The 23907-nt window shown below is 40.9% G+C and carries 19 protein-coding genes and 1 pseudogene; 9 read left to right on the forward strand and 11 right to left on the reverse strand.

The features are described 5' to 3' along the window. Positions 1-102: 102 nt before the first annotated feature. Together ltrA and typA are read right to left on the reverse strand one after the other, a co-directional pair. Positions 103-1377 carry a group II intron reverse transcriptase/maturase gene (gene ltrA / locus ACT3S9_RS14810; protein WP_086960535.1) on the reverse strand — a complete coding sequence of 425 codons (1275 nt, stop codon included), beginning with the start codon at positions 1375-1377 and terminating at the stop codon, positions 103-105. A 795-nt stretch (positions 1378-2172) separates the two neighbouring features. Continuing rightward, positions 2173-3996 carry a translational GTPase TypA gene (gene typA / locus ACT3S9_RS14815; RefSeq protein ID WP_441993064.1) on the reverse strand — a complete coding sequence of 608 codons (1824 nt, stop codon included), beginning with the start codon at positions 3994-3996 and terminating at the stop codon, positions 2173-2175. Between the two features lie 505 nt (positions 3997-4501). Between typA and glnA the strand changes: the two genes are divergently transcribed. The 5 genes and pseudogenes from glnA to ACT3S9_RS14840 all read left to right on the forward strand — a co-directional run bounded on the left by glnA (position 4502) and on the right by ACT3S9_RS14840 (position 9558). Continuing rightward, complete coding sequence (gene glnA, locus ACT3S9_RS14820) at positions 4502-5908, forward strand: glutamate--ammonia ligase (RefSeq protein WP_441835811.1); 1407 nt, start codon at positions 4502-4504, stop codon at positions 5906-5908. Positions 5909-6038: 130 nt separating this feature from the next. Beyond that, positions 6039-6551, forward strand: a complete 513-nt coding sequence (locus ACT3S9_RS14825; RefSeq protein ID WP_441835812.1) for a DUF4124 domain-containing protein — start codon at positions 6039-6041, stop codon at positions 6549-6551. A 62-nt stretch (positions 6552-6613) separates the two neighbouring features. Then, the gene (gene glnL, locus ACT3S9_RS14830) at positions 6614-7687 is read left to right on the forward strand and encodes a nitrogen regulation protein NR(II) (protein ID WP_441835813.1); all 1074 of its coding nucleotides are present in this window, start codon (positions 6614-6616) and stop codon (positions 7685-7687) included. A 16-nt stretch (positions 7688-7703) separates the two neighbouring features. Continuing rightward, positions 7704-9092, forward strand: coding sequence for a nitrogen regulation protein NR(I) (ntrC, locus tag ACT3S9_RS14835; RefSeq protein WP_441835814.1), 1389 nt, complete (start codon positions 7704-7706; stop codon positions 9090-9092). 20 nt (positions 9093-9112) lie between these two features. After that, positions 9113-9558, forward strand: a pseudogene (locus tag ACT3S9_RS14840) (hypothetical protein). A 25-nt stretch (positions 9559-9583) separates the two neighbouring features. Here ACT3S9_RS14840 and ACT3S9_RS14845 read toward each other — a convergent pair. Next, a complete protein-coding gene (locus tag ACT3S9_RS14845) occupies positions 9584-9883 on the reverse strand; it encodes a hypothetical protein (protein ID WP_444751015.1) in 300 nt (99 codons plus the stop codon). Positions 9884-10113: 230 nt separating this feature from the next. Between ACT3S9_RS14845 and ACT3S9_RS14850 the strand changes: the two genes are divergently transcribed. The 3 genes from ACT3S9_RS14850 (at position 10114) to ACT3S9_RS14860 (ending at position 14302) form a co-directional block, all read left to right on the forward strand. Further along, positions 10114-10497, forward strand: coding sequence for an RNA-binding S4 domain-containing protein (locus ACT3S9_RS14850; RefSeq protein ID WP_441835816.1), 384 nt, complete (start codon positions 10114-10116; stop codon positions 10495-10497). Between the two features lie 699 nt (positions 10498-11196). After that, positions 11197-13947, forward strand: coding sequence for an aconitate hydratase AcnA (gene acnA / locus ACT3S9_RS14855; RefSeq protein ID WP_441993061.1), 2751 nt, complete (start codon positions 11197-11199; stop codon positions 13945-13947). Between the two features lie 112 nt (positions 13948-14059). Next, on the forward strand, positions 14060-14302 hold the full coding sequence (locus ACT3S9_RS14860; protein WP_444751016.1) for a hypothetical protein: 243 nt from the start codon (positions 14060-14062) through the stop codon (positions 14300-14302). Positions 14303-14308: 6 nt separating this feature from the next. Here the strand turns inward: ACT3S9_RS14860 and ACT3S9_RS14865 are convergent, their stop codons facing one another. The 5 genes from ACT3S9_RS14865 to ACT3S9_RS14885 form a co-directional block, all read right to left on the reverse strand. After that, the gene (locus ACT3S9_RS14865; RefSeq protein WP_441994999.1) at positions 14309-14926 is read right to left on the reverse strand and encodes an immunity protein Imm33 domain-containing protein; all 618 of its coding nucleotides are present in this window, start codon (positions 14924-14926) and stop codon (positions 14309-14311) included. Between the two features lie 57 nt (positions 14927-14983). Then, entirely contained in the window at positions 14984-15805 is an 822-nt protein-coding gene (locus ACT3S9_RS14870; RefSeq protein ID WP_441993329.1) for a hypothetical protein, read from the reverse strand. A gap of 110 nt (positions 15806-15915) precedes the next feature. Beyond that, entirely contained in the window at positions 15916-16656 is a 741-nt protein-coding gene (locus tag ACT3S9_RS14875; protein ID WP_441835821.1) for a phosphoadenylyl-sulfate reductase, read from the reverse strand. A gap of 42 nt (positions 16657-16698) precedes the next feature. Beyond that, a complete protein-coding gene (cysI, locus tag ACT3S9_RS14880; RefSeq protein ID WP_441993327.1) occupies positions 16699-18396 on the reverse strand; it encodes an assimilatory sulfite reductase (NADPH) hemoprotein subunit in 1698 nt (565 codons plus the stop codon). A gap of 67 nt (positions 18397-18463) precedes the next feature. Further along, positions 18464-20278, reverse strand: coding sequence for an assimilatory sulfite reductase (NADPH) flavoprotein subunit (locus tag ACT3S9_RS14885; RefSeq protein WP_441836052.1), 1815 nt, complete (start codon positions 20276-20278; stop codon positions 18464-18466). A gap of 422 nt (positions 20279-20700) precedes the next feature. Between ACT3S9_RS14885 and ACT3S9_RS14890 the strand changes: the two genes are divergently transcribed. Next, positions 20701-22320 (forward strand): endonuclease, encoded by a 1620-nt coding sequence (locus tag ACT3S9_RS14890; protein ID WP_441836051.1) that lies wholly within the window; start codon positions 20701-20703, stop codon positions 22318-22320. Between the two features lie 721 nt (positions 22321-23041). Here the strand turns inward: ACT3S9_RS14890 and rpsQ are convergent. The 3 genes from rpsQ to rplP are packed head-to-tail and all read right to left on the reverse strand — an operon-like array spanning position 23042 to position 23903. Continuing rightward, complete coding sequence (rpsQ, locus tag ACT3S9_RS14895; RefSeq protein WP_441836050.1) at positions 23042-23299, reverse strand: 30S ribosomal protein S17; 258 nt, start codon at positions 23297-23299, stop codon at positions 23042-23044. Next, positions 23299-23490 carry a 50S ribosomal protein L29 gene (rpmC, locus tag ACT3S9_RS14900; RefSeq protein ID WP_441836049.1) on the reverse strand — a complete coding sequence of 64 codons (192 nt, stop codon included), beginning with the start codon at positions 23488-23490 and terminating at the stop codon, positions 23299-23301. Before rpmC ends, rpsQ begins: the two co-directional genes overlap by 1 nt. Continuing rightward, entirely contained in the window at positions 23490-23903 is a 414-nt protein-coding gene (gene rplP, locus ACT3S9_RS14905; RefSeq protein ID WP_054206129.1) for a 50S ribosomal protein L16, read from the reverse strand. The genes rpmC and rplP overlap by 1 nt, the downstream gene beginning before the upstream one ends. Between the last annotated feature and the right edge of the window lie 4 nt (positions 23904-23907).

A 23907-nucleotide genomic window follows, 5' to 3' on the forward strand; every position in this document is an offset into this window, starting at 1 on the left:
ACTAAACACATCGAGTAGGGTGAGGCTTATGCCTCATCCCTCTCACAGAACCGTACGTACGGACCTCGTATACGGCTCCTGTACCCTTCACATTTTATCAACTTATTTCCTAAACGCCGATAAAGCAAGCCATCCCGTATTCACTTTTTCTATTGGATATAAACCAAGCTCCTCAAACCATTGGTTTGGCATCGATACACAAGATAAAGGGCTTAGTGAGTTACGCCACGAGTTCATCTTAATGAACTTAAACGGTGGCTTTTTTCCTAACTGTTTTAGTCGTCGATGTAGCCTTGATGGCTTCTTCCACAACCTCAGCTGTATTGCCCTTAGTCTTCGTCTGATCCAACCTGCCAAGGCTTTTAGCTCTCGTTTACAATTGGCTATACTAAAATAATTTACAAAACCGCGCACAACTGGATTTAGCCGTTTTATTACTTCTGCTAAATTTATGCCGCCGTTACGTTTTGTTAATTGCTTCACTTTTTGTTTAAACCCGATGAGTTTTGATGCTTGTATCCGTGTCCACTGGCTACCTATCTCTACTCCCAAAAACTTCACTCCTTTGCTGCTATGAGCAATATGGGTTTTATTTTGGTTCACGGTTAATTTCAAGTCTCGCTCTAGTATCTGGGTGGATGCCTTAAGTGCTTCTTGCGCTGCTTTTTCTGTGCTGCACAAAATCAAGATATCATCTGCATACCTCACTATTCGGTGATTACGCTTTTTCATTTCTTGATCGAAAGCATCTAGGTAGATATTGGCCAATAACGGGCTAATTACGCCACCTTGTGGGCTTCCTATCGTACTAGCCTCCCAGTGTTCACCTATCATTACTCCGCTTTTTAAGAACTGATTAATCAGTTTTAAAATACTACCGTCCGTCACTTTGCGTCTAACACTCCTAATTATCAAAGCATGATCAAGCAGGTCAAAACACTTCGACAAATCCATGTCTACGACCCAGTCGCGATGGTATTTACGGATAAATACACTTGCTTTACTGATAGCGTCATGACAGCTTCGTTTCGGCCTATACCCATAACTCGATGGGTGAAAGTCGATGTCGAATATCGGTTGGAGTATGTTCAATAGTGTTTGTTGCACTATTCGGTCTCGAACTGCGGGGATACCTAGCATTCTGACACCGCCATCATCTTTGGGTATTTCCACCCGTTTGACAGGTTGTGCCCTATATTGCTTGGTTTGCAGCTCAAGTTGCAGTTGTTTTAAGTTTGCTTCTAAATTCAGGGCGAATGCGCCTACGGTCTGCCTATCTATTCCGGCCGCTCCTTTAGCTGCTTTCACTTTTTTGAATCCCTTGTACAGGTTATTAATGTCTAATAATTGTCCGTACAAGCTGTAGTAAACTGTCATTTTCTGCCTTTGCTTGCGGTATGTCTGCTCGTGTCACTCTACTTATCGCTGATTCTTCATGATGACATTAGGTGTGCTAGCCTTTTTTGGCAATCTGCCTAAGTGGTCAGTCATTACTCCATTGCTCGCCCTTCAATTCTCAGCGTCTACATTCCTGTTTGGCCGTCATATTTTGGCTATTTCCGTCGAAATACTTGTGAGCCGATAAACAAAAGTTCCCGTCTTTCATACGCTTAAAGAATACTTCCCCCCTTCGCAATCAATTAAAGCTTTTGGCTAAAGTTGACCCCATCAAACATAATGTTGATGGTCGGCTTGGTTTTCCCCTCCACACCATTACTGGCTTTCATCGGCCTAGCCTTACTCACTACTACGGGTTCATCTGCCACCTCACACCGACACTAAATCTTGGCTTTCACCTTGAATTTAGGCCACTTACTCTCATTAAGTTTAGATGCCAGGCTTCCCCAGTTACTGCACTGGCTCCCTGTTAGAAATCCCACCCTCAAGCACAGTATTGGTCTGACTAAGTATAGGGCGTTGCGCTATTTTGCACGCTGACCCACCAATACTGCCGAAACAGGTTACGGTTAGTTGTGTACCTCTAACTTCTTATGGCTTCCTTCAGACCCCACCGTTGGCCAGTGACGCCCTTGCCATTCAGATTATCTTCCCCTTAGTCAGGGTGATAAGGCATCTTTCAGCCTATCGGGTTTGCCAGCTTCGCTGGGCAAACAAAAAAGCCGCTGTATTTTGCAATACAGCGGCTTTTCAAAGTATATTACTTAAAAGTAATTATGACTTAGGCGCACGACCCGCACGTTTACGCTCACTTTCAGTTAAGTGACGTTTACGAATGCGAATGTTCTCAGGTGTTACTTCTACTAATTCGTCATCATCAATGAACTCAATCGCTTGCTCAAGTGAGTAGTTCAATGGTGGTGTCAATGTTTGTGCTTCATCAGTACCTGATGCACGAACGTTAGTAAGCTGCTTACCTTTAAGAGCATTAACTGTAAGGTCGTTATCACGGCTATGAATACCGATAACCATGCCTTCGTAAACTTCAACACCGTGACCGATGAATAATTTACCGCGCTCTTGTAAGTTGAATAATGCGTTAGTAAGTGCTTTACCTGTTGCATTTGCAATCATTACACCGTTCTTACGAACACCTAGCTCGCCACCTTTGTGCGGACCATAGTGATCGAATGTGTGGTACATAAGGCCAGTACCTGATGTAAGCGTCATGAAATCAGTTTGGAAACCAATTAAACCACGGCTTGGGATCATAAAATCCATACGCATACGGCCTTTACCATCTGGAGACATGTCAGTTAGCTCACCTTTACGAAGACCTAGTTGCTCCATGATAGAGCCTTGATGCTCTTCTTGGCAGTCAATGGTTACTGTTTCATACGGTTCTTCTAAAACACCGTCAACAGTACGTAAGATTACTTCTGGACGAGATACTGCTAACTCATAGCCTTCACGGCGCATGTTTTCGATTAAGATACCAAGGTGTAATTCACCACGGCCAGAAACACGGAAGCTATCTGGGTTAGAAGTATCTTCAACACGAAGTGCTACGTTGTGTACTAGCTCTTTGTCTAAACGCTCACGGATATTACGTGAAGTTACAAACTTACCTTCTTTACCACAAAATGGTGAGTTATTTACAGAGAACGTCATCGTTACCGTAGGCTCATCAACACTTAGTGGAGGTAATGCTTCAACATTGCTAGGGCAACAAACAGTGTCTGAAATTTTCAGCTCACCAATACCTGTTACAGTAACGATGTTACCAGCGTATGCTTTATCTGTTTCAACACGCTCAAGTCCTAAATAGCTTTGTACTGAACCAATTTTACCATTACGTTTAGTACCATCAGCGCTAATAATAGTCACTTGTTGGTTCGGCTCAACAGAACCACGTTTAATACGACCTACACCGACTACACCTACATACGAGTTGTAATCAAGTTGTGAGATCTGCATTTGGAAGTCACCTTCAGGATCGGCTTCCGGTGGTGATACTTCATCTGCAATCATTTGGAACATAGGCTGCATGTTGTCAGACGCTTCGTCTAAATCAAGCGTTGCCCAACCATTAATTGCTGATGCATAAATAACTTTAAAGTCTAACTGTTCGTCAGTTGCGCCAAGGTTATCGAATAAATCAAAGATTTGATCCATAACCCAATCAGGGCGTGCGCCTGGCTTGTCGATTTTGTTGATTACAACAATTGGCTTTAAGCCTTGCGCAAATGCTTTTTGCGTTACGAAACGCGTTTGTGGCATTGGACCTTCTTGAGCATCAACAAGTAATAATACTGAGTCAGCCATCGAAAGTACGCGCTCTACTTCACCACCAAAGTCGGCGTGTCCAGGGGTATCTACGATATTGATGTGGTAGTCTTGCCATGAAATGGCGGTATTTTTAGCCAAAATGGTAATACCGCGTTCTTTCTCAATGTCGTTTGAGTCCATTACGCGCTCTTCGTTACCACCGCGCGTTTCTAGTGTACCTGATTGCTCAAGTAATTTATCAACCAGCGTTGTTTTACCATGGTCAACGTGGGCGATAATCGCTATATTTCTTAACTTTTCGATGCTCATATTTTTACTCAGAGAAATTGAATCTCGTTAATCCTGCAAGATCTACGCACTCACCTGCATTTTCACCAGATGTCCCAGCATAGGATTTAAAAGGGCGCATATTATCCCTTATTAAAGCGATAGATGAAAGTTTCTCCAATAATATATTTTAAAACTTTCGTAATACTATTACTAAGTATCTGTTTTATAAATGACATTTTTATGAACTTTATTGAAATTAAACACTCAAAACTGGTATAAACAGGGTTTTTATACGATATTTAGACAATTAATCAATGCTGCTTGGGATTAAATCGAATGATTAATTTACATGCAATTTTTACAGACCCAACCATGCACCACAATGAACACTTTACGCACTAGCTTGGTGCATCAATGAATGAAAAATGCTTCTTGTAACAACAATAGTCAATATAAACAAAATGTTATAATTATGGCATAAAACCAGCTTGTAAGAAGCAAAGCAATTATGCAGCAAAAATAAAACCCAACAGTTGGAGGACACATGTCACAATCGGTTTTAGATTTTATTAAAGAAAATGACGTTAAGTTCATAGATTTACGCTTTACTGACACTAAAGGTAAAGAGCAACATGTTTCTATTCCTCATCATCAAGTAGATGAAGACTTTTTTGAAGAAGGTAAAATGTTTGATGGCTCTTCAATCGCAGGTTGGAAAGGCATTAACGAATCAGACATGGTATTAATGCCTGTTGCTGAGTCAATTAAATTAGACCCTTTTACAGAAGATACAACCGTAATCGTTCGTTGTGACGTCGTTGAGCCTTCAACATTACAAGGTTATGAGCGTGACCCACGTTCAGTCGCTAAGCGTGCTGAAGAATACATGCGCTCTACTGGCATCGCTGATACTGTTTTATTCGGACCTGAGCCGGAGTTCTTCTTATTTGATGACGTAAAATATAAATCTGATATGTCTGGTTCAATGTATAAAATTGACGACATCGAGGCATCATGGAACTCAGATAAAGAATACGAAGGTGGCAATACTGGTCACCGTCCTGGTGTTAAAGGGGGTTATTTCCCATGTTCACCAGTTGATTCATCACAAAATTGGCGCTCAGCTACGTGTTTAGTTCTTGAGGAACTTGGTCAAGTTGTTGAAGCACACCATCATGAAGTTGCAACAGCAGGCCAAAACGAAATCGCAACCCGCTTCAATAGCATGGTATTAAAAGCGGATGAAATCCAAGAAATGAAGTATGTTATCCATAACATGGCTCATTTATATGGCAAAACAGCAACGTTCATGCCTAAACCTGTAGTTGGCGACAACGGTTCTGGTATGCATTGTCACCAGTCTTTAGCTAAAGACGGCGTTAACTTATTCGCAGGTGACAAGTACGGCGGCCTTTCTGAAGATGCCCTTTACTACATCGGCGGTATCATCAAGCATGCTAAAGCAATCAACGCATTTGCTAACGCTTCGACTAACTCGTACAAACGCTTAGTACCAGGTTTTGAAGCACCTGTTATGCTTGCATATTCTGCTCGTAACCGCTCGGCTTCAATCCGTATTCCAGTTGTACCATCAGAAAAAGGTCGTCGTATCGAAGTACGCTTCCCTGATCCAACTGCGAATCCATACCTTGCGTTTGCATCAATGCTTATGGCTGGTCTTGACGGTATTAAAAACAAGATCCATCCTGGTGATGCAATGGATAAAGACTTATACGATCTACCTGCTGAAGAAGCTGCTGAAATTCCAACAGTTGCGGCTTCACTTGACGAAGCACTAGCAAGTCTAGATGGTGACCGTGAGTTCTTAACTCAAGGTGGCGTATTTACTGATGACTTAATTGATGCTTACATCTCACTTAAGAGTCAAGAAGTTGAAAAGCTTAACATGACAACTCACCCAATTGAGTTCGAAATGTACTACAGCGTTTAATACGCTGTAGCATAAATTATTAAATAGATAATATATGTGTTCTCAAGCCCGTTTTTACGGGCTTTTTTTATGGTAAATTAATGCATTCTCCACTACAGTTTAGGCTGTACAGAAAATAGTAGGTGGCAGAGTGAAAGTAACAATTTTTTTATTATTAATTATAAGCTTGGTAAGCTTTTATAGTTATTCTGGTGAAAGAAAGATCTATGCCTGGAAAGATAAAAATGGTGTATTAGTATTTTCTGACACGCCAAAAAGTGGCGCCAAAGAAGTTAAGCTCACCACACAAAACTTAACTATGCCTGCAGTCGATACGAGAGTTTTAAATGACCAAGATTTACCAAAAGCCATTAATTACAAAATTGTTATAGCATCGCCCGCTGATCAAGCAACCGTGCGTGAAAATACCGGCTCAGTATATGTAACAAGCCGTATAACCCCACGCTTTGAAAACGGCTTTACCATACAATTATTAGTTGATGGCAGTCCTTTTACTGAACCAAGCAATACCAGCACCTTTGCACTTAGAAATATAAGTAGAGGTATGCATACACTGCAAGTAAAGCTATTTGATTCACAAGGCAATAATATTGCTAGTAGTTCATCTAGTACCTTTTTTATGCATCGTGCTTCATCGCTTTAACCAGCCATGACTTTTCTATGCTAAGCTGATAACTATCGTCAACGCACTAAAGTGGTGCAACAATGCACAGTAATAAAAAATTTAGTCCACAACTACTTAATAGTATTTGGCAAAGCCTCACTACCGCAGTGCTTTTGCTCGATAAAGATTTTACGCTTATCTATGCTAACGATAGCGCTAGTGAACTACTTGGCTTAGGCTCAAAACGAATAATTAGCCAGCCCTTCGACAGCTTATTTAATTATCATTCAATCGATTTAAAGCGCATTGCACAGTACTCATTAATTGACGGCGTAGACTGCCACCAGCATAGAGCTGACGTGGTCTTTGTAGACTCTCGCCATGCCAAACTTGCGATCAGTACTAGACGGTTAGCCTTCGATGGACAGTTTTATATTTTGTTTGAATGTCGTCAAACAGATGATGAAATTCGCCATGACCAAGCTTCAAATCAAATGCATCAATACCAAGCTGCACGTAACTTAATACGCGGACTTGCTCACGAAATTAAAAATCCTCTAGGCGGAATTCGAGGAGCGGCGCAATTATTGCAGTATGAAGTTGATCAGCAAGAAAGGGATGAATGTGCTGAGCTAATTATTGAGCAAGCAGACCGTTTACGTGAGTTAGTCGACAGGCTCCTAGGGCCGAATCAATTACCGCAAAAGTCACAGGGTAATATTCACCAAACTTTAGAGTCTGTTTTTAAGTTAACGATGTTAGATAACTGCGCCAATATAAGCTTAGAAAAAGATTACGACCCAAGCATACCGGATGTTTACATCGACCAAGGTAAAGTCCAACAGGTGATGCTTAATATTGTTCGTAATGCCCAGCAAGCATTAATTGATAATGGCGGAGTGATAAAAATAAAAACTCGCATTAATCATCAATACCGTCGCCCAGGTAAAGCCCCTAAAAAGGCCTTGCTGATCCAAGTATCTGACAACGGACCAGGAATAGATCCAGAGATTAAAGAGACTCTATTTTATCCGATGATCACCAAAAAAGATGGTGGTTCAGGATTAGGACTCTCAATAGCGCAAACTTTAATAGATCAACATAATGGTTATATTGAGTGCGATAGCTGGCCTGGTCACACAGAGTTTAATATTTATCTGCCTTTTACGGATTAAATAGTTTGGAGTGTGTATGAAAACAGTTTGGCTGGTTGATGATGATGCCTCGATTCGCTTTGTATTAGAAAAAGCGTTAACCCGCGCTGGCTTTGAAACCCAAAGTTATGCTAACGCACAAGATGTGTTAAGCGCGTTAAAATACAGCCAACCAACAGTGCTGGTATCTGATGTAAGAATGCCTGGTATGGATGGCATGGCGCTGTTGGAACTCATTGCCGAACAAAACCCGGGGTTACCGGTGATCATTATGACCGCTCACTCTGATCTAGATTCAGCTGTAAAAGCTTTTCAAAAAGGTGCTTTTGAGTACCTAGCTAAACCATTTGACTTAGATGAAGCGGTTAGCTTAGTCGAAAGTGCTTGTCGTGCAAATTCCACTAAAAAAACTAAACGCAAACAAGCACCACAAAATAATGCTCATATAATTGGTGAAGCCCCTGCCATGCAGGAAGTATTTCGCGCGATAGGTAAGTTATCAGCATCAAGTATGAGTGTGCTTATTAATGGCGAATCTGGAACGGGTAAAGAACTGGTTGCCAGCGCCTTACACAATCACAGTCCTCGTAAAGAAAACCAATTTATCGCGCTTAATATGGCAGCTATCCCTAAAGAGCTAGTTGAATCTGAGCTTTTTGGCCATGAAAAAGGCGCATTTACAGGTGCAGATAGCATTCGCAAAGGTCGCTTTGAACAAGCTAACGGCGGTACGCTATTTTTAGATGAAATAGGTGATATGCCACTCGATGTACAAACTCGCTTACTACGCGTGCTCGCTGATGGGGAGTTTTATCGGGTTGGCGGCCATCAAAGTATCAAGGTTGATGTGCGCATCATTGCCGCGACCCACCAACATCTCGAAGATTTAGTTAAACTAGGTAAATTTAGGGATGACTTATTTCATCGCTTAAACGTAGTTAGGTTACGCTTACCCGCTCTTCGTGAGCGAACTGAAGATATAGAACGTCTAGCACAGCACTTTTTACATACAAGCGCCAAAGACTTGCAAGTAGAAAGTAAAATTCTCAGCAGTAAAGCCACTGAGCAACTACGCTTATTTAACTGGCCTGGCAATGTTCGTCAACTCGAAAACACCTGTCGCTGGTTAACAGTAATGGCACCTGGCGAACTGATAAGTGAGCAAGATTTACCACCAGAAATAATCGACATTATGCCAACAGAGCAAGAAGGTGACTGGCTAGATGCTTTTCAGCATTGGTTAAACCAAGAGTTAAAAGTAGGCAAAGAAAATATATGGCCTAACGTACAAGCGCAACTTGAAACGCGCTTAATTAAAGCAGCACTTTCCAGTTGCGCTGGGCACAAGCAAGAGGCCGCAATAAAGATTGGCTGGGGCCGCAACACGTTGACCCGCAAGCTAAAAGAACGCAATATTAATTCCTAACTTTTATATTAGCAAAGTTAATGAAATTAATTGAGCATATTGCGCTATTCAAGCAGGTGGAAATTATTAATCGATTGCCGTTTTTTCGTGAGTTTCCCCTCAACGAACGGCAGATTTTGCTCGAATCATTTTGTCACCTTTATCATGCTCAACAAGATCACGCGGTATTTAAACTGTACGATAATAAACGGTGCTTAGCGATTCATTAGTGGTGCTTAAGCACAGCAACCTGCTAGAGCTCGGTACTATTGAGCCCTGAGAGTTTATTGGTGAAGGCATATTTATTAATAGCCGCGAACGCAGCACCAACGTTCGCGCCAAACCCGACACTATCTTACTCGCTATCACCCCAGCTGCACTTACTCGCTTACCTAATGTAATACGTGAAAAAATTAAAGATCGCATTATCGAAGGCATGAGTACACGAATCGCGCAGCTCAGTGAGCATATAGAAACACACGCTTAATATACAATAATATGCAAAGGCAGTTTTAAAGACTAACTTGAGCGAGTTTGCTATTTAACCACCCATCAACACTTTTGCGGCTATACAAAATATCTTTAAACAAGCGATGACGTTGAAAGTCGAGTTGCTTAATTTTACTTTCGTGACCGGTACTAATTTGACTGTGGTTATCATTAAATTTTGAAATTAATGAGAACCCAGTTTCACTGTGCTCTGCATCGCGCTTAATAATATTGTTGAGTTCGGTGCGGACATCATCGGCAGTTAGAAGATCTGATCCATCTAAACCCATTAACTCTTTTTTCATGGCTAATCTTACGCCCATTTTATAACTCCATATTTCTATAAATTTAAGCACGAATTACTTTTTGGCAATTCTTTTTAGCAACGTTTAGGCCAGCTTTATATAGCGCAGCTTACTCGTAAATTACGACAGTTTTTTTAAAATCAAAAAATTATTAATAATTTTACTTGTCAGCACATATAAGCATTAGTGCATTGTGTCGCGTATGCCTTTATACTGCTGACTTTAACAGCCAAATCACCGAGAACCTTATGAACGACGAATACATTGAAATTGAACTAGAAGAAGAGCCGATAGAGCTATGTAAGTTACTAAAGGTTTTAGATTTAGTTGAAGGTGGTGGTCAAGCAAAAAACTTAATTGCCGAGGGCTATGTAGGCGTTAACTATGAAATTTGTACAATCAAACGGAAAAAATTATACAGTGGTGATGTGCTCGAATTCGATGGCGAACAATTTCAACTAACGCTAAGTGAAGATGCGATCCCCGCTGAACGCACTCTACCAAGCCAAGAAATTAAACAGCAACAAGCGGCTAAAGATACTTCAGCACAGCCTGCAAAAAGTAAGCGTAAGCGCACCAAAAAGCCAAAAGTTGATGCAAATACTGGTCGTAAACCAATTTCGTTTGGTTAATTATCACCCCAAATATCGCTTATAAATAGCGTCATCTTTATCTTTAATTACCTTATAAATAATAATGAAAAGGTAATTTATGGCACCGCCAAACTGGCTCTAAAATGTCGCATGGGTAGCACTTCTTTGGAATCTGTTAGCGGTTATTGCGTTTATAATGCAAGTATCAATGACCAAAAAAATGATATACAAACTACCTCTGAAACGACAAGTGGCGTAGGCTAACACTCCTTTCGGTACTCGTTCACTTTTACGATTTCGGTTTACGCAGGCACCGTTGGCTGTGTTTTATTACTCATTAAAATACTCTCGCATGCAAGTTATTTTTAGCGTCATTTACCGCAATTCTCATTCAACAATACTATAACTTTATTGCTATCGACATATTTGGCTTAACCAGTCTTTTTATGCTTATTTTATTATTGCTTTTAAGCTATCAGGGCAGGCGCTTAGCTAACACTGTAAATAATATTGTAAGGCGGTTATTTTGCTCTACACTTTTGTCTAACTTGAAATAAATATTTTCATCATCATCTATACTAATATAGTTTTATTTCTATACAGCAAACAGGTTGGTATTAAGTTTGCTACTTAGCTAAGAAGACAGTCAAGGATATACATATAAATTCATGCCTATGTTTACAGCGAGTTTTCGTTCTGAGCAACTTTAGTGTATAGGCATAACCATAGGGGCTAATAATGAGTAACAGTTTTGACACCGAAAAGCAGCTAACAATCAATGGCGAGCAGTATCATATTCACTCTTTGCAAGGGCTTGGCGACAAAGCTAAGCGCCTGCCTTTTTCACTTAAAGTGCTACTTGAAAATCTTTTACGTAATGAAGATGACGTAAACATTAAAAAACAAGATATCGAAGCATTGCTTAATTGGGATCCCAAAGCAAAACCAAGCGCTGAAGTTGCATTTACTCCTGCCCGTGTAGTGATGCAAGACTTCACTGGCGTACCAGCCATTGTTGATTTAGCCGCAATGCGTGATGCCATGGAAAAGCTCGGTGGCGATCCTGCAAAAATAAACCCTCTTTCACCTGCCGAACTAGTTATTGACCATTCGGTACAAGTTGATGGTTACGGTAATGATGGCGCGTTTGATTTGAACGCTAAACTTGAATACGACCGTAATAAAGAACGCTATGAATTTTTACGTTGGGGGCAAACAGCCTTTGATAACTTAAAAGTAGTACCACCTGCAACCGGTATCGTTCATCAAGTAAACTTAGAATATTTAGCCCGTGTTGTCTTTAACGACAGTAAAAATGGTAAATCATTGGCGTACCCAGATACATTAGTTGGCACCGATTCGCACACTACTATGATCAACGGCTTAGGCGTGCTTGGTTGGGGTGTAGGCGGTATTGAAGCCGAAGCAGCCATGCTTGGTCAGCCAATTAGCTTACTAATCCCACAAGTGGTCGGTATGAAACTTAACGGCCGCCTACCAGAGGGCACCACGGCTACCGATTTAGTACTTACTGTAACCGAAATACTGCGTAAACATGGTGTGGTAGGTAAGTTTGTTGAATTTTATGGTGATGGCCTTGCCGATTTACCACTCGCTGACCGTGCGACAATTGCTAACATGGCACCGGAGTATGGTGCGACGTGTGGTATTTTCCCAATAGATGAAGAAACCATCAACTATTTACGCTTAACTAACCGTGACGAAGAACAGCTAAAACTGATCGAAGATTATGCTAAGCACCAAGGTTTATGGCGCAACGACGGTGATGAAGCTAACTATACCGACACCCTTGAGCTTTCGCTTGATGATGTTGTACCCAGCTTAGCGGGACCAAAACGCCCGCAAGATAGAATCTCCCTCGACAAAGCGGGCGACATCATCGGCAAACACCTTAGAGGTTTTCAAGATGAACGTTCTGAAAAACGTGCTACAAGTGATGATCAACAAGCTCGTATTGAGAGTGAAGGCCCAACTACAAACCCTAATGAACCTGTTGATGAAGCACAGTTTATGGGCGCCGCTAAGGTTAACTATAAAGGTGAGGAGTTTGAGCTAAAAGATGGCGCATGCGTTATCGCCGCTATTACCAGCTGCACCAATACCTCTAACCCAAGCGTAATACTGGCCGCAGGTTTAGTCGCTAAAAAAGCCAAGCAATTAGGTTTAAAAGTAAAGCCGTGGGTTAAAACCTCACTGGCTCCTGGTTCGCAAGTGGTAACTGACTACCTTGATAGAGCCGACTTAATGGATGATCTCGAAGCCATGGGCTTTAACCTTGTTGGTTATGGTTGTACTACATGTATTGGTAACTCAGGGCCACTTGCTGATGAAATAAGTGATGCTATTCAAAAGCATAAATTAGTTGTTAGCTCTATATTATCCGGTAACCGAAACTTTGAAGGACGTATTCACCAAGACGTGAAAATGAACTTTTTAGCGTCACCACCATTAGTCGTTGCCTATGCAATTGCAGGGCGTACAGATATTGATGTATACAACGAGCCTTTAGGCCAAGATGAACACGGTAATGATATTTACCTGAAAAACATTTGGCCAAGTGTCAGCGAGGTCAGTGAGTTAGTTAAAAGTACCGTAACCAAAGAAATGTTCGCGACCAGTTATGCCAATGTTTACAAAGGTGACGAGCGCTGGCAACAAATTAAAATTCCTGATGGGAAATTGTATGATTGGGATGATGCGTCTACTTATATCAAAAAAGCACCATTTTTTGATGACATGAAAGTCGAGCCTCCAGGTATTCCAACCATCGAAGGCGCTCGCTGTTTAGCTAAACTTGGCGATTCAGTAACTACCGACCATATTTCACCAGCCGGTGCGATTAAAGCTGACGCGCCAGCAGGCTTGTACTTACAAGAAAACGGCGTTAAAAAAGCCCAGTTTAATTCTTATGGATCACGTCGTGGTAATCATGAAGTGATGATGCGCGGTACCTTTGCCAATGTTCGCTTGAAAAACTTACTCGCGCCAGGCACTGAAGGCGGCGTTACGCGCACTCAACCTGAAGACGAACTAGCCAGTATTTATGACGCAGCAATGGCTTATCAAGAGCAAGGAACACCGCTCGTAGTATTAGCGGGAGCAGAGTATGGTACAGGCTCATCACGAGACTGGGCAGCTAAAGGTTCGTTACTACTAGGTGTAAAAGCCGTAATCGCCCAAAGCTATGAACGTATTCACCGTTCGAACTTAATTGGTATGGGTGTATTGCCACTGCAATTTAAAGACGGTGAAGGCCATGAGTCACTAGGTTTAACCGGCCAAGAGCAGTTTGATATTGAAGGCCTATACAATAAGACCGATGAAGTGACTGTGATAGCAACAAACAGCGAAGGTAAAAAAGTAAGTTTTAGCGCTGATGTGCGTATCGATACGCCTAAAGAGTGGGATTACTACAAGCACGGCGGTATCTTGCAATATGTGTTACGTAATATGCTTGAGAACAAATAGCTTATTACGCTAAACAAATGTTAAGGGGCTAATTTTTAGCCCCTTTTTTATTGATACAAAACAATGTTTTTGACTAATGACTCGTTACAATAAAAGGTAATTAGGAGGATACATGTCTGAACACGCTATCATTCGCACTCTAAAAATATTTATTATACTGGGTATTAGCTTAATTTTACTCGGCCACTTTTTATTAGCATCAAGTTACCTAACTGATGAGTTTGGTATTACTGGAATTATAATTAGTGCAACCTGTATTGCTGTGGGCGTTCTATTTTCGTTACCTACAAAAATATATTTAACTATCATGCTTATGAAGATGGAAGAAAAAACCAGCAGTACTTCAAAAAGTTAACTCAGCTTATTCGTCATATTCTACAAAGTTTCCTTGCTTATCTTTGATATAAGCAGCACCTACCTCATTTTCAAGCAGCTCGACAATACTATCATCTTGGCGTAAAACTGCGCCTAAAGAGACATAAGAAGCATTTTTGCTGTCGTCTAAGTACTCATCGCTCTCATAACCTGTGGTAATACGCCAACCACTATCATCTTCAGACTCAGCAGGTTCTCGATATAAAAAACCGACCTCTTGGCCGTCATATAAAATATTATGAGTAACGAAACATCGCTTTATATATTTATCTGTTAATGATGGCACTGGGTCTTCAATGCCGTAAATATCAACAATATGGCAGCGGCGAAATTCAACGCTGTCTTGGTGCTTTAAATCTTCGATAAAAGCGGGTTCATTATTTAAATAACCCATGAAGCTGTCATCTTTAATCTCGGCGATCTCCACCCACATTCTTTCAGCAGTCGGGTCATCAGGATTGTCTGAAGTAAATTCAAATATCAATTTAACTAAATCGCCCACTTCAAGCTGTGCCATAACTTGATCAGAAGGTTTATAAAAAGTGTACGGAAATTCGTCCGCGAGTTTTTGTGCATCTTCGAGTTGCCAACTTGGGGTAAGCAATTAAGCCTCCTGATTAAGTCATTAGATATCGTATTGGTTTAACAGCCATAAACTAGCTTATAAATATTGCCCAAAATAGGTGTTAACTGTGGTTTGGCAAAATGAATCTTCGCCTCGCCAAAATTCTGCAAATACCCAGTCGCTTCGACTATGACTTGGACGGTTAGTGCTTGCAGGTCTAAGAATTCCTATACATGCAAGAATTTCTATTAAAACGCGCCTTTGCTCTTGATTTGATTTAATCACTGGCGCGAGGCGCTTTGCAAGTATATTAGAGGTATCGCCTACCTCGGAACTAGCTATTATAGAAAGGATATTCTTTAAGCACTTTATATCATCGTTTGTCGGCTCTGAAATAGCAGCCGCAGCAAATGTTTTTAAATCAAAGTAGGTGTACAAAAGGTTACCTAAACGCACTCCCCCCCACTTTATGCGCTCAAAATTAAGCACGTTAAGATCAACGTTTTCATAATTATCACCTGCGGTAACAATTAGCCCGCAATCTCTACAAATTGCACAACTGTATGAATGTGAAACAGGTTGGTTATTAACATAAGAGGTGCCAGAGATCTCGGGTTTATAAGTGTGTTTAGGAACCTTTTTTGCAATGGCGTAGGAAGATAAACTAGAGCGCCAATCTAAACGATTAGATGTTAAGCTGCTCAAAAACCCCTTCACTACCTGCTCTTTAGATAGTTTGTTAACCAAAGCTATCACACCATCGATACACTCATCATGAGTAATCGTTAAGGGATCAAACATAAGTCCTTTTGATTTAGCGTATAAGAAGTCTTCTTCTGATAAAACGCGCTCTTTTGAGTCAATCCAGCCATTTTTCCAATAGGTTGTTAAGAGTATCTTCTTCGCTTTTTTGTCCACTTTATAATCCTAATGGCAACGCCTGCTATTATACATTGATGCTAACAGCTTTTGAGGCAATAAAAAACGCAGCTAAGCTGCGTTTATATCATTAACTAAATTTGGTTAATTTAAATACCATCACCATCAATATGCAAACCACATTCGCGGTTTAAACCAAAAAAGCGAGTTTCTTCTTCAGTCATTCCTGGCTCTAACTTACGAGTTGTATGTACATCCCCCATCGACACATAACCTTCCTCCCATAATGGATGATAAGGTAATTCATGCTTAGTAAGGTACTGATATACATCTCGATTAGTCCATTCAATAATAGGGTAGACCTTCACCGTACCACGGCTAATTTCAACTATCTGTTTATCTGCACGGGACGATGCTTGGTCACGACGCAAGCCGCTAAACCAAGTACCGGCTTCAATCTCTTCTAAAGCGCGGGTCATGGGCTCTACTTTATTAAGCTGGTTATATTGCTTAATTCCCCCTTCACCTTGCTCCCATAGCTTACCAAATTTAGCTTCTTGCCATGCAGGACTTAGCTCGGCTTTATACACTTTTAAATTAAGCGATAATCGCTCGGTCATTTGCTCAATAAAGCGATAAGTTTCTGGAAACAAATAACCTGTATCTGTTAATACTACTGGAATATCGGGGCGCTGCGTTGTCATTAAATGCAGCATTACAGCCGCTTGTATGCCAAAGCTAGATGATAAAAAAGCCGTATTTGGCAAATTATCCAGTGCCCAAGTTACACGCTGCTCGGCGCTCATATTAGCTAGTAAACCATTAGCATCAGCCAACATCGCCGTTTGGCTCTGTTTATCGAGCTGTAAAATGTTTTTAAATTCACTCATGGTAAATTCCAAACCTTAGCCAGTTTGTTTACTGGCTTTAAATTATGCGTGGAAGTCGGTTACAGAAACTTTAACTTCGGCCACAATACCTTTACGGATCACAAAATCTCCAAAGCATTCGCCGTCATTACGTTCGTTCGCCCATTGACCAATTAACTTGTCAAAGGCATCTAAATAAACTTCTTCACCGACGTTTTCTAAATACAGCTTAGGTACGCGGGTTCCTTCAAGGTTACCACCTAGGTATACATTGTATTTACCCGGCCCTTTACCTACTAAACCTGCTTCTGCAAGCATTGCGCGGCCACAACCATTCGGACAACCCACAACGCGCATAATGATGCTGTCATCTGGTATGCCATGCTTTGCAAGTAATGCTTCGGTCTTTTCAATTAAGCTTGGTAAATAACGCTCAGCTTCAGCCATTGCTAATGGACAGGTCGGTAATGAAACACACGCCATTGAGTTTTTACGTTGGGCTGAATCGTTATCATCAATTAAGCCATGGCTGCGGGCAATCTCTTCAATAGCCGCTTTTTGATCAGCAGGTACACCGGCAATAATCAAGTTTTGATTAGCCGTCATGCGCATATCACCTTGGTGAATTTCAGCAATTTTACGACAACCGGTTTTAAGTGGTTTATCTGACGTATCCCAAATACGACCACTTTGAATAAATAGTGTTAAGTGATGCTTTGCATCAATCCCTTCAACCCAACCGATACGGTCACCACGATGCGTAAACTCGTACGGGCGACTTGGCGCAAAAGTAACACCGGCCCGCTTTTCAACTTCGGCTTTAAATACATCAGCACCTACACGGTCTAAAGTATATTTAGTTTTTGCGTTTTTACGGTTTGAACGATTACCCCAATCGCGTTGTACAGATACAACATGCTCAGCAATTTTTAGCGTGTCTTCTAAGGTAATAAAACCAAAGTCATCGGCTTTACGTGGATACGTTGCAGTATCACCGTGGGTCATGGCAAGACCGCCACCTACTAATACATTAAAACCAACTAACTTGCCGTTATCGGCAATAGCAACAAAGTTTAAATCGTTAGCGTGTACGTCCACTTCGTTGTTCGGTGGAATGGTTACCGTAGTTTTAAACTTACGTGGTAAATAGTTAGAGCCTAAAATAGGTTCTTCAGTTGTCTCTGCTTTTTCGCCATTTAGCCAAATTTCAGCGTACGCTTTAGTTTTTGGTAATAAATGCTCTGATATTTTCGCAGCCCACTCGTAAGCTTCTTGATGAAGCTCTGACTCAACTGGATTAGTCGTACAAAGCACGTTACGGTTCACATCACCTGCAGTCGCGATTGAGTCAATTCCCACGCTATCTAGCATTTGGTGCATACCTTTAATGTTTGGCTTTAATACACCATGAAACTGAAAAGTTTGCCGCGTTGTTAAACGAATACTGCCGTAGCTAGTTTTATCATCTGCAAATTTATCAATAGCAAGCCACTGTTCTGGCTTGATAATACCACCGGGCATACGTGCACGAAGCATTACATTATGTAACGGCTCAAGCTTTTGCTTAGCGCGTTCAGCGCGGATATCGCGGTCATCTTGTTGGTACATACCGTGGAAACGAATTAACTGAAAATTATCTGCAGTAAAACCACCGGTGATACCATCTTTTAAATCGTGTTCAATAGTGCCACGTAAAAAGTTACTTTCTCTTTTCAAACGTTCGTTATCAGAAAGCTTTACGTTTTTATCTTGTTCGCTCATGTTAAATCCTAAAATTGTTACAGTGACGGCTGTTAGCTTTGCTTTTTATAAAGTAAGCAATGTGTACTTAGTACACGTCTTTCTGATAGCGGTTAGCGCTACGTAAATCTTTTAAATATTGATCAGCGTCTTCAAAGCTTTTGCCTGTATTTTCGCTTACGATATCAACCAACGCATTGTGCACATCTTTAGCCATACGGTTTGCATCACCACAAATATATAAATGGGCGCCAGCTTCTAACCACTCAAATACGTCTTTACTGTTTTCACGAAGCCTGTCTTGTACGTATACTTTTTCTGCTTGGTCGCGGCTAAACGCCACATCTACTTTGCTTAGTAAACCCGATTTTAGGTAACCCTGGATTTCAACTTGGTATAAGAAGTCTTGAGTAAAATGTGGATTACCAAAAAACAACCAGTTTTTACCTGATGCTTCTCGAGTATCACGTTCTTGTAAAAAGGCACGGAACGGCGCAATCCCCGTACCTGGACCAATCATGATTACTGGAGTTTCATCATTTACTGGCAAGCGGAAGTTATCATTGTGCTCGCAAAATATTTTTACTTTGCAGTCTTCTTCGGCGCGGCGCGCTAAGTAACCTGAACAACCACCTAAGTGTTCGCTGCCATAGGCGTCAAATTCCACTAACGCAATTGTTAAATGCACCTCGTCTTCAACCTCAGCCTGGCTTGACGCAATTGAATATAAACGAGCTTGCATCTTACGTAAGCAATCAACCAGTATTTGAGCCTCTAACTTAGCTGGATTTTGGCGAATAACATCAAATATTTGGCGTGGTTCAATATATGCACGCATCGCTGCTTTATCTTCAACCAGTTTTAATAACTCAGGCGTCCCCGTGATCGTTGCATACTTTTCAACAAAGCCCGGGTAAGACTGTGTCAGTTCTAACTTTTCAATAAGTGCATCACGTACTGATAGCTCCTCATCACCTAGCTTAACTTTGCTCTTGGCATCAATTTGGGTAAGCTCAAGTACTTCATCTACTAATGCTTCATCATTTAAGAAGTAGATACCGAGTGAGTCACCTGGCGTATAAGTGATGTCTGAACCTTCAAGTGAGATTTCAACATGACGTATATCTTTGCTTGAATCTCGGCCAGTAATTTTTTGAACAGTTAAAAGCTCTGCTTCAAATGGATTCTGTTTTGTATATTGGCTTGCTGCAGTCGTTGGTGCGCCAAATGGCATTGATACAACTTGGTTACCTGATGATGAACCTTGTTGCGCTTTTAAATCAGGCTCAAACGCATCCAAAGCACCGCTTACCCATTTAGCGGCTTCATCATCATAATCAACATCTAAATCAGCACGTTGATAAATAGTCTCGGCACCTAATTTATTTAAGCGCTCTTCAAAGTCCTTACCCGTTTGGCAGAAAAACTCATAGCTAGAGTCTCCTAAACCAAGCACAGCTACTTTAACGCCATCAAGCTTAGGGGCTTTTTTAGTAGTTAAAAACTCATATAATGTTTCAGCATCTTCTGGCGGCTCACCTTCACCGTAAGTTGCAACTACAACAGTTAAAAACTTTTCTTTTTTCAGGGCAGTCGGTTTGTAGTCAGACATACTAACCAGTTTTGCGGCTAAACCGCGTGACTCAGCTTGTTCTTTAAGCTTAGTTGCCACACCTTTTGCATTACCAGTTTGTGAACCATATAAGATGGTCAATGCCGCTGCTTCACCTTCAACAGGTGCTACACTTGCCGCGCCACCTAGTGTGCTATTAGCGTTTGCAGCAAGATAGCCACTGACCCACGCTTGCTGAATTGGATTAAGCTCAGCCACTAGACCTTGCAACTTTTGTACTTGCTCTTGCGAAAGCGGGCTTGCCGCAGCGTTTAGTTGACCTAACAACATGAATTTCTTCCCCGTAACCCTGAAAGTTAACCGCAAAATGACCTTCACACAGAATCAATCACCTTGCCTAAAATTTGTTACAACTTTAAGTCTATTGCTAGGCTGTAAAGTTTTCTCTGAGCGTGCAGAATAACGAGGAACTGACTAATAAAAAAAGAATAGAATCTGCTTTGTTATTCCATTTAGTTATTAACTTATGAATTAACAAGTAAAAACAGATTAAAGGCTGATGCACCAAGCTAAATACTCTAAGCCAGTTTGCTTCCTGTATTCAACTTTCACCTAAAAAGCTCCAAGAAACACTTCACCTGAGGAAAGTATTAATTGTGCACATCACGACCTAATCAACATTATTGCAACAAAAAATCGATAGACTATAGTGAACTTAGTTATTATTGGCCAACTACACATAAGGAAAAATCATGTCGCACGGAAAATATAAAAAACATATTTTTAATGGTGCGTTGCTATGCGCTGCATTACCTAGCTTTGCCGCTATAACTAATGGTGGTTTTGAACACTGGTCTGGTAACTCGCCCAGCAATTGGAACACTATCGATTCTGGCATAACGCTTTTACAAAGTAGTAATATCGTCAATTCAGGTTCACTTGCTGCCAAAGTAGCGGTTACAACTGCAACCCAAAGCAACACAGATCTACAACAAAATGTGAAGGTTGAAGCTGGGCAAAGTTACTTATTTTCGACTTGGGTTTATCATACTGAAGGCGGTATAAAAGCACGCCTAATTGCAGATGGCTATCAAGGCTACTCAAACCCTGCACTATTAAATCAATGGCAGCAACTTAGTTACCAATATACGGCATCAAGTAGTGCCACTATTAATGTTGGCCTACGCTTTTATGATGTCAGTGGCTTTGATGGCAACGAAAGTGTTTATGTAGATACCTTTACACCTACCTCAGAAGCTACTAGCCCACCTCCTACTGTCTGCACTGATAATGGCGTTGATTTCACACTTACAACAGATAATTACGGTGAAGAAACAAGCTGGAAAATTATTAATAACCAAGGAGTAAACGTTGCTTCAGGTAATGGCTACAGTGCCAACGAAACTTACTCTGAGCAAGCCTGCTTAGTTGATGGCGATTATACATTTAGTATTTTTGACAGTTACGGTGATGGTATTTGCTGCTCAGTTGGTAATGGCCGCTACGCACTGACACATCAGCAAACTACTCTTGCCAGCGGCGCAAGCTTTCAAAATACAGAGTCCACCTCATTTACTTTGGGCGATAGTGTCCCTACGCCAACAGATCCAACCGGTTACTATGTGACAGTTCAAGGTTTAACAGGCTATGCGCTAAAAACCGAACTTTATAACATTATAAAAGATCATAGCTCGCAAGGTTATTCTGCTATTTGGAACTTTTACGATTCGTCAGCACGCGATAAATACTTTGAAAATGATAACAGCATTTTAGATATGTATAGCGAAAAGCCAAACGGCAGCGATAGCTACACATATACGCCAGTGAGCGATCAGTGTGGTAATTATAGTGGAGAAGGTAGTTGCTATAACCGCGAACATTCGTTCCCGAAAAGCTGGTTTGGTGGCACGGTTGAGCCAATGAATTCTGATGTACATCATATTTTTGCAACCGATGGTTATGTAAACTCAAAACGTAGCAATTACCCGTTTGGTGATGTAAGCAGTGCAACCTATACCTCAAGTAATGGCAGCAAATTAGGCTCAGCCGCAAACTCATTGAATTACTCAGGTACGGTGTTTGAGCCCATAGATGAGTTTAAAGGCGACTTTGCCCGCGCCTACTTTTATATGGCAACCCGCTACGAGAACGTCATTAGCTCTTGGCAAAACAATACCTCAGCCAGTAATGCCGTACTGAATGGCTCTAGCAATCAAGTATTTGAGAATTGGGCAACGACGATGTTGCTGCAATGGCATAACAATGATCCTGTCAGTCAGCTTGAAATTGACAGAAACCAAGCAGCTTATGAGCATCAAGGCAATCGTAATCCATATGTCGATCACCCTGAGTTTGTAGAAATGATTTGGTAATAACCCAATAATTATTTTATTTAAAGTATAACCCTCTGTTTGAGGGGGTTATACTGATAAAAACAAGCTTTACTCGTATTTGGTGTTTATTATGTAATATTTTCCATACTTCAACTGAGTTACTATAAAATGATAAGCTAAATAATCATAAGGAACTTGTTACGCACTGAAAAGGTAACAATAACTGATTACTAACTTGATAAACTCCATTAATAGTTTCTTCGATTGGACTCACAATATCTGTGTAAAGTGCGGTAATAGCTTGGCAAATGCGCCTGCATGGTAAAAAGCGCCCGCTGATACAATATAAAAGAGTAATAAGAATGACATCAGCGCAAACCATCTCATTTTGAATAACCTCAAACAAGAAACTCGCTTTGCACAAATCAAATCACAAACTTTAAAAAAATGAAAATTACTGCGCAAGGTAATCGACTAAGGATGAAAAACGAATTTAGCTTTTGCTTAGGTTAATTTATAGATCCAAAGTATAGATATAGTTGAGGGTGTCACTTTTATCAGAATATTTGAAGAGCTTTTAGTGATGTGAATTTTTATACCTGCGTATTTTTAGTGCTCTCTTCTGCTTTCCCTCAATAGACTCAACCCAAGCAACAATGCTCAAATTGACTCCATCCAAGCATCTTACTGCTTATAGCTTAAAAACAAAAAGCCCCAGCACAAATGCCGGGGCTTTTTAAAAAGTAAACTTAATTAAAAATTAAGCTTTCTTTGGACGCTCAACAACGTCTACTAATGCCCAAGACTTAGTCTTAGAAATAGGAGCACACTCGCGGATAGTAACTACGTCACCAGCCTGAGCTGTATTGTCTTCGTCATGTACGTGTAATTTAGTCGTACGTTTGATGAACTTCCCATAAATTGGGTGCTTCACGTAACGTGCGATTGCAACAGTGAATGATTTTTCCATTTTGTCGCTGATTACACGGCCTTGAATAGTACGAATTTTATCGCTCATTATTGACCTGCCTTCTGGTTAATAATTGTTTTTACACGCGCGATATCGCGACGTACTGTTCTTAGCGTGTGAGTTTGAGCTAACTGACCAGTACTAGCTTGCATGCGCATATTAAATTGCTCACGAAGTAGTCCTAGAAGTTCAGCATTAAGCTCTTCTACGCTTTTGTCTTTTAGTTCGTTTGCTTTCATCACATTACCGTCCGAGTTACGAAAGTTGTTTTGAATGGCAGCTTACGAGCAGCAAGGTTAAATGCTTCACGAGCAAGCTCTTCAGAAACACCTTCCATTTCGTAAAGTACTTTACCAGGCTGAATTTCAGCAACCCAATATTCAACAGAACCTTTACCTTTACCCATACGAACTTCAAGCGGCTTATTCGTGATTGGCTTATCTGGGAATACACGAATCCAGATTTTACCTTGACGCTTGACGTGACGTGTCATAGCACGACGAGCTGCTTCGATTTGACGAGCAGTCATGCGGCCACGACCAGTAGCTTTCAAACCGAAAGTACCGAAGCTTACTTTGTTACCGTTTTGCGCAAGACCACGGTTGCGGCCTTTGTGCGTTTTACGGAATTTTGTACGTTTTGGCTGTAACATTACT

This window comes from Pseudoalteromonas sp. AOP31-A2-14 (assembly GCF_052378035.1).
GTDB lineage: Bacteria > Pseudomonadota > Gammaproteobacteria > Enterobacterales > Alteromonadaceae > Pseudoalteromonas.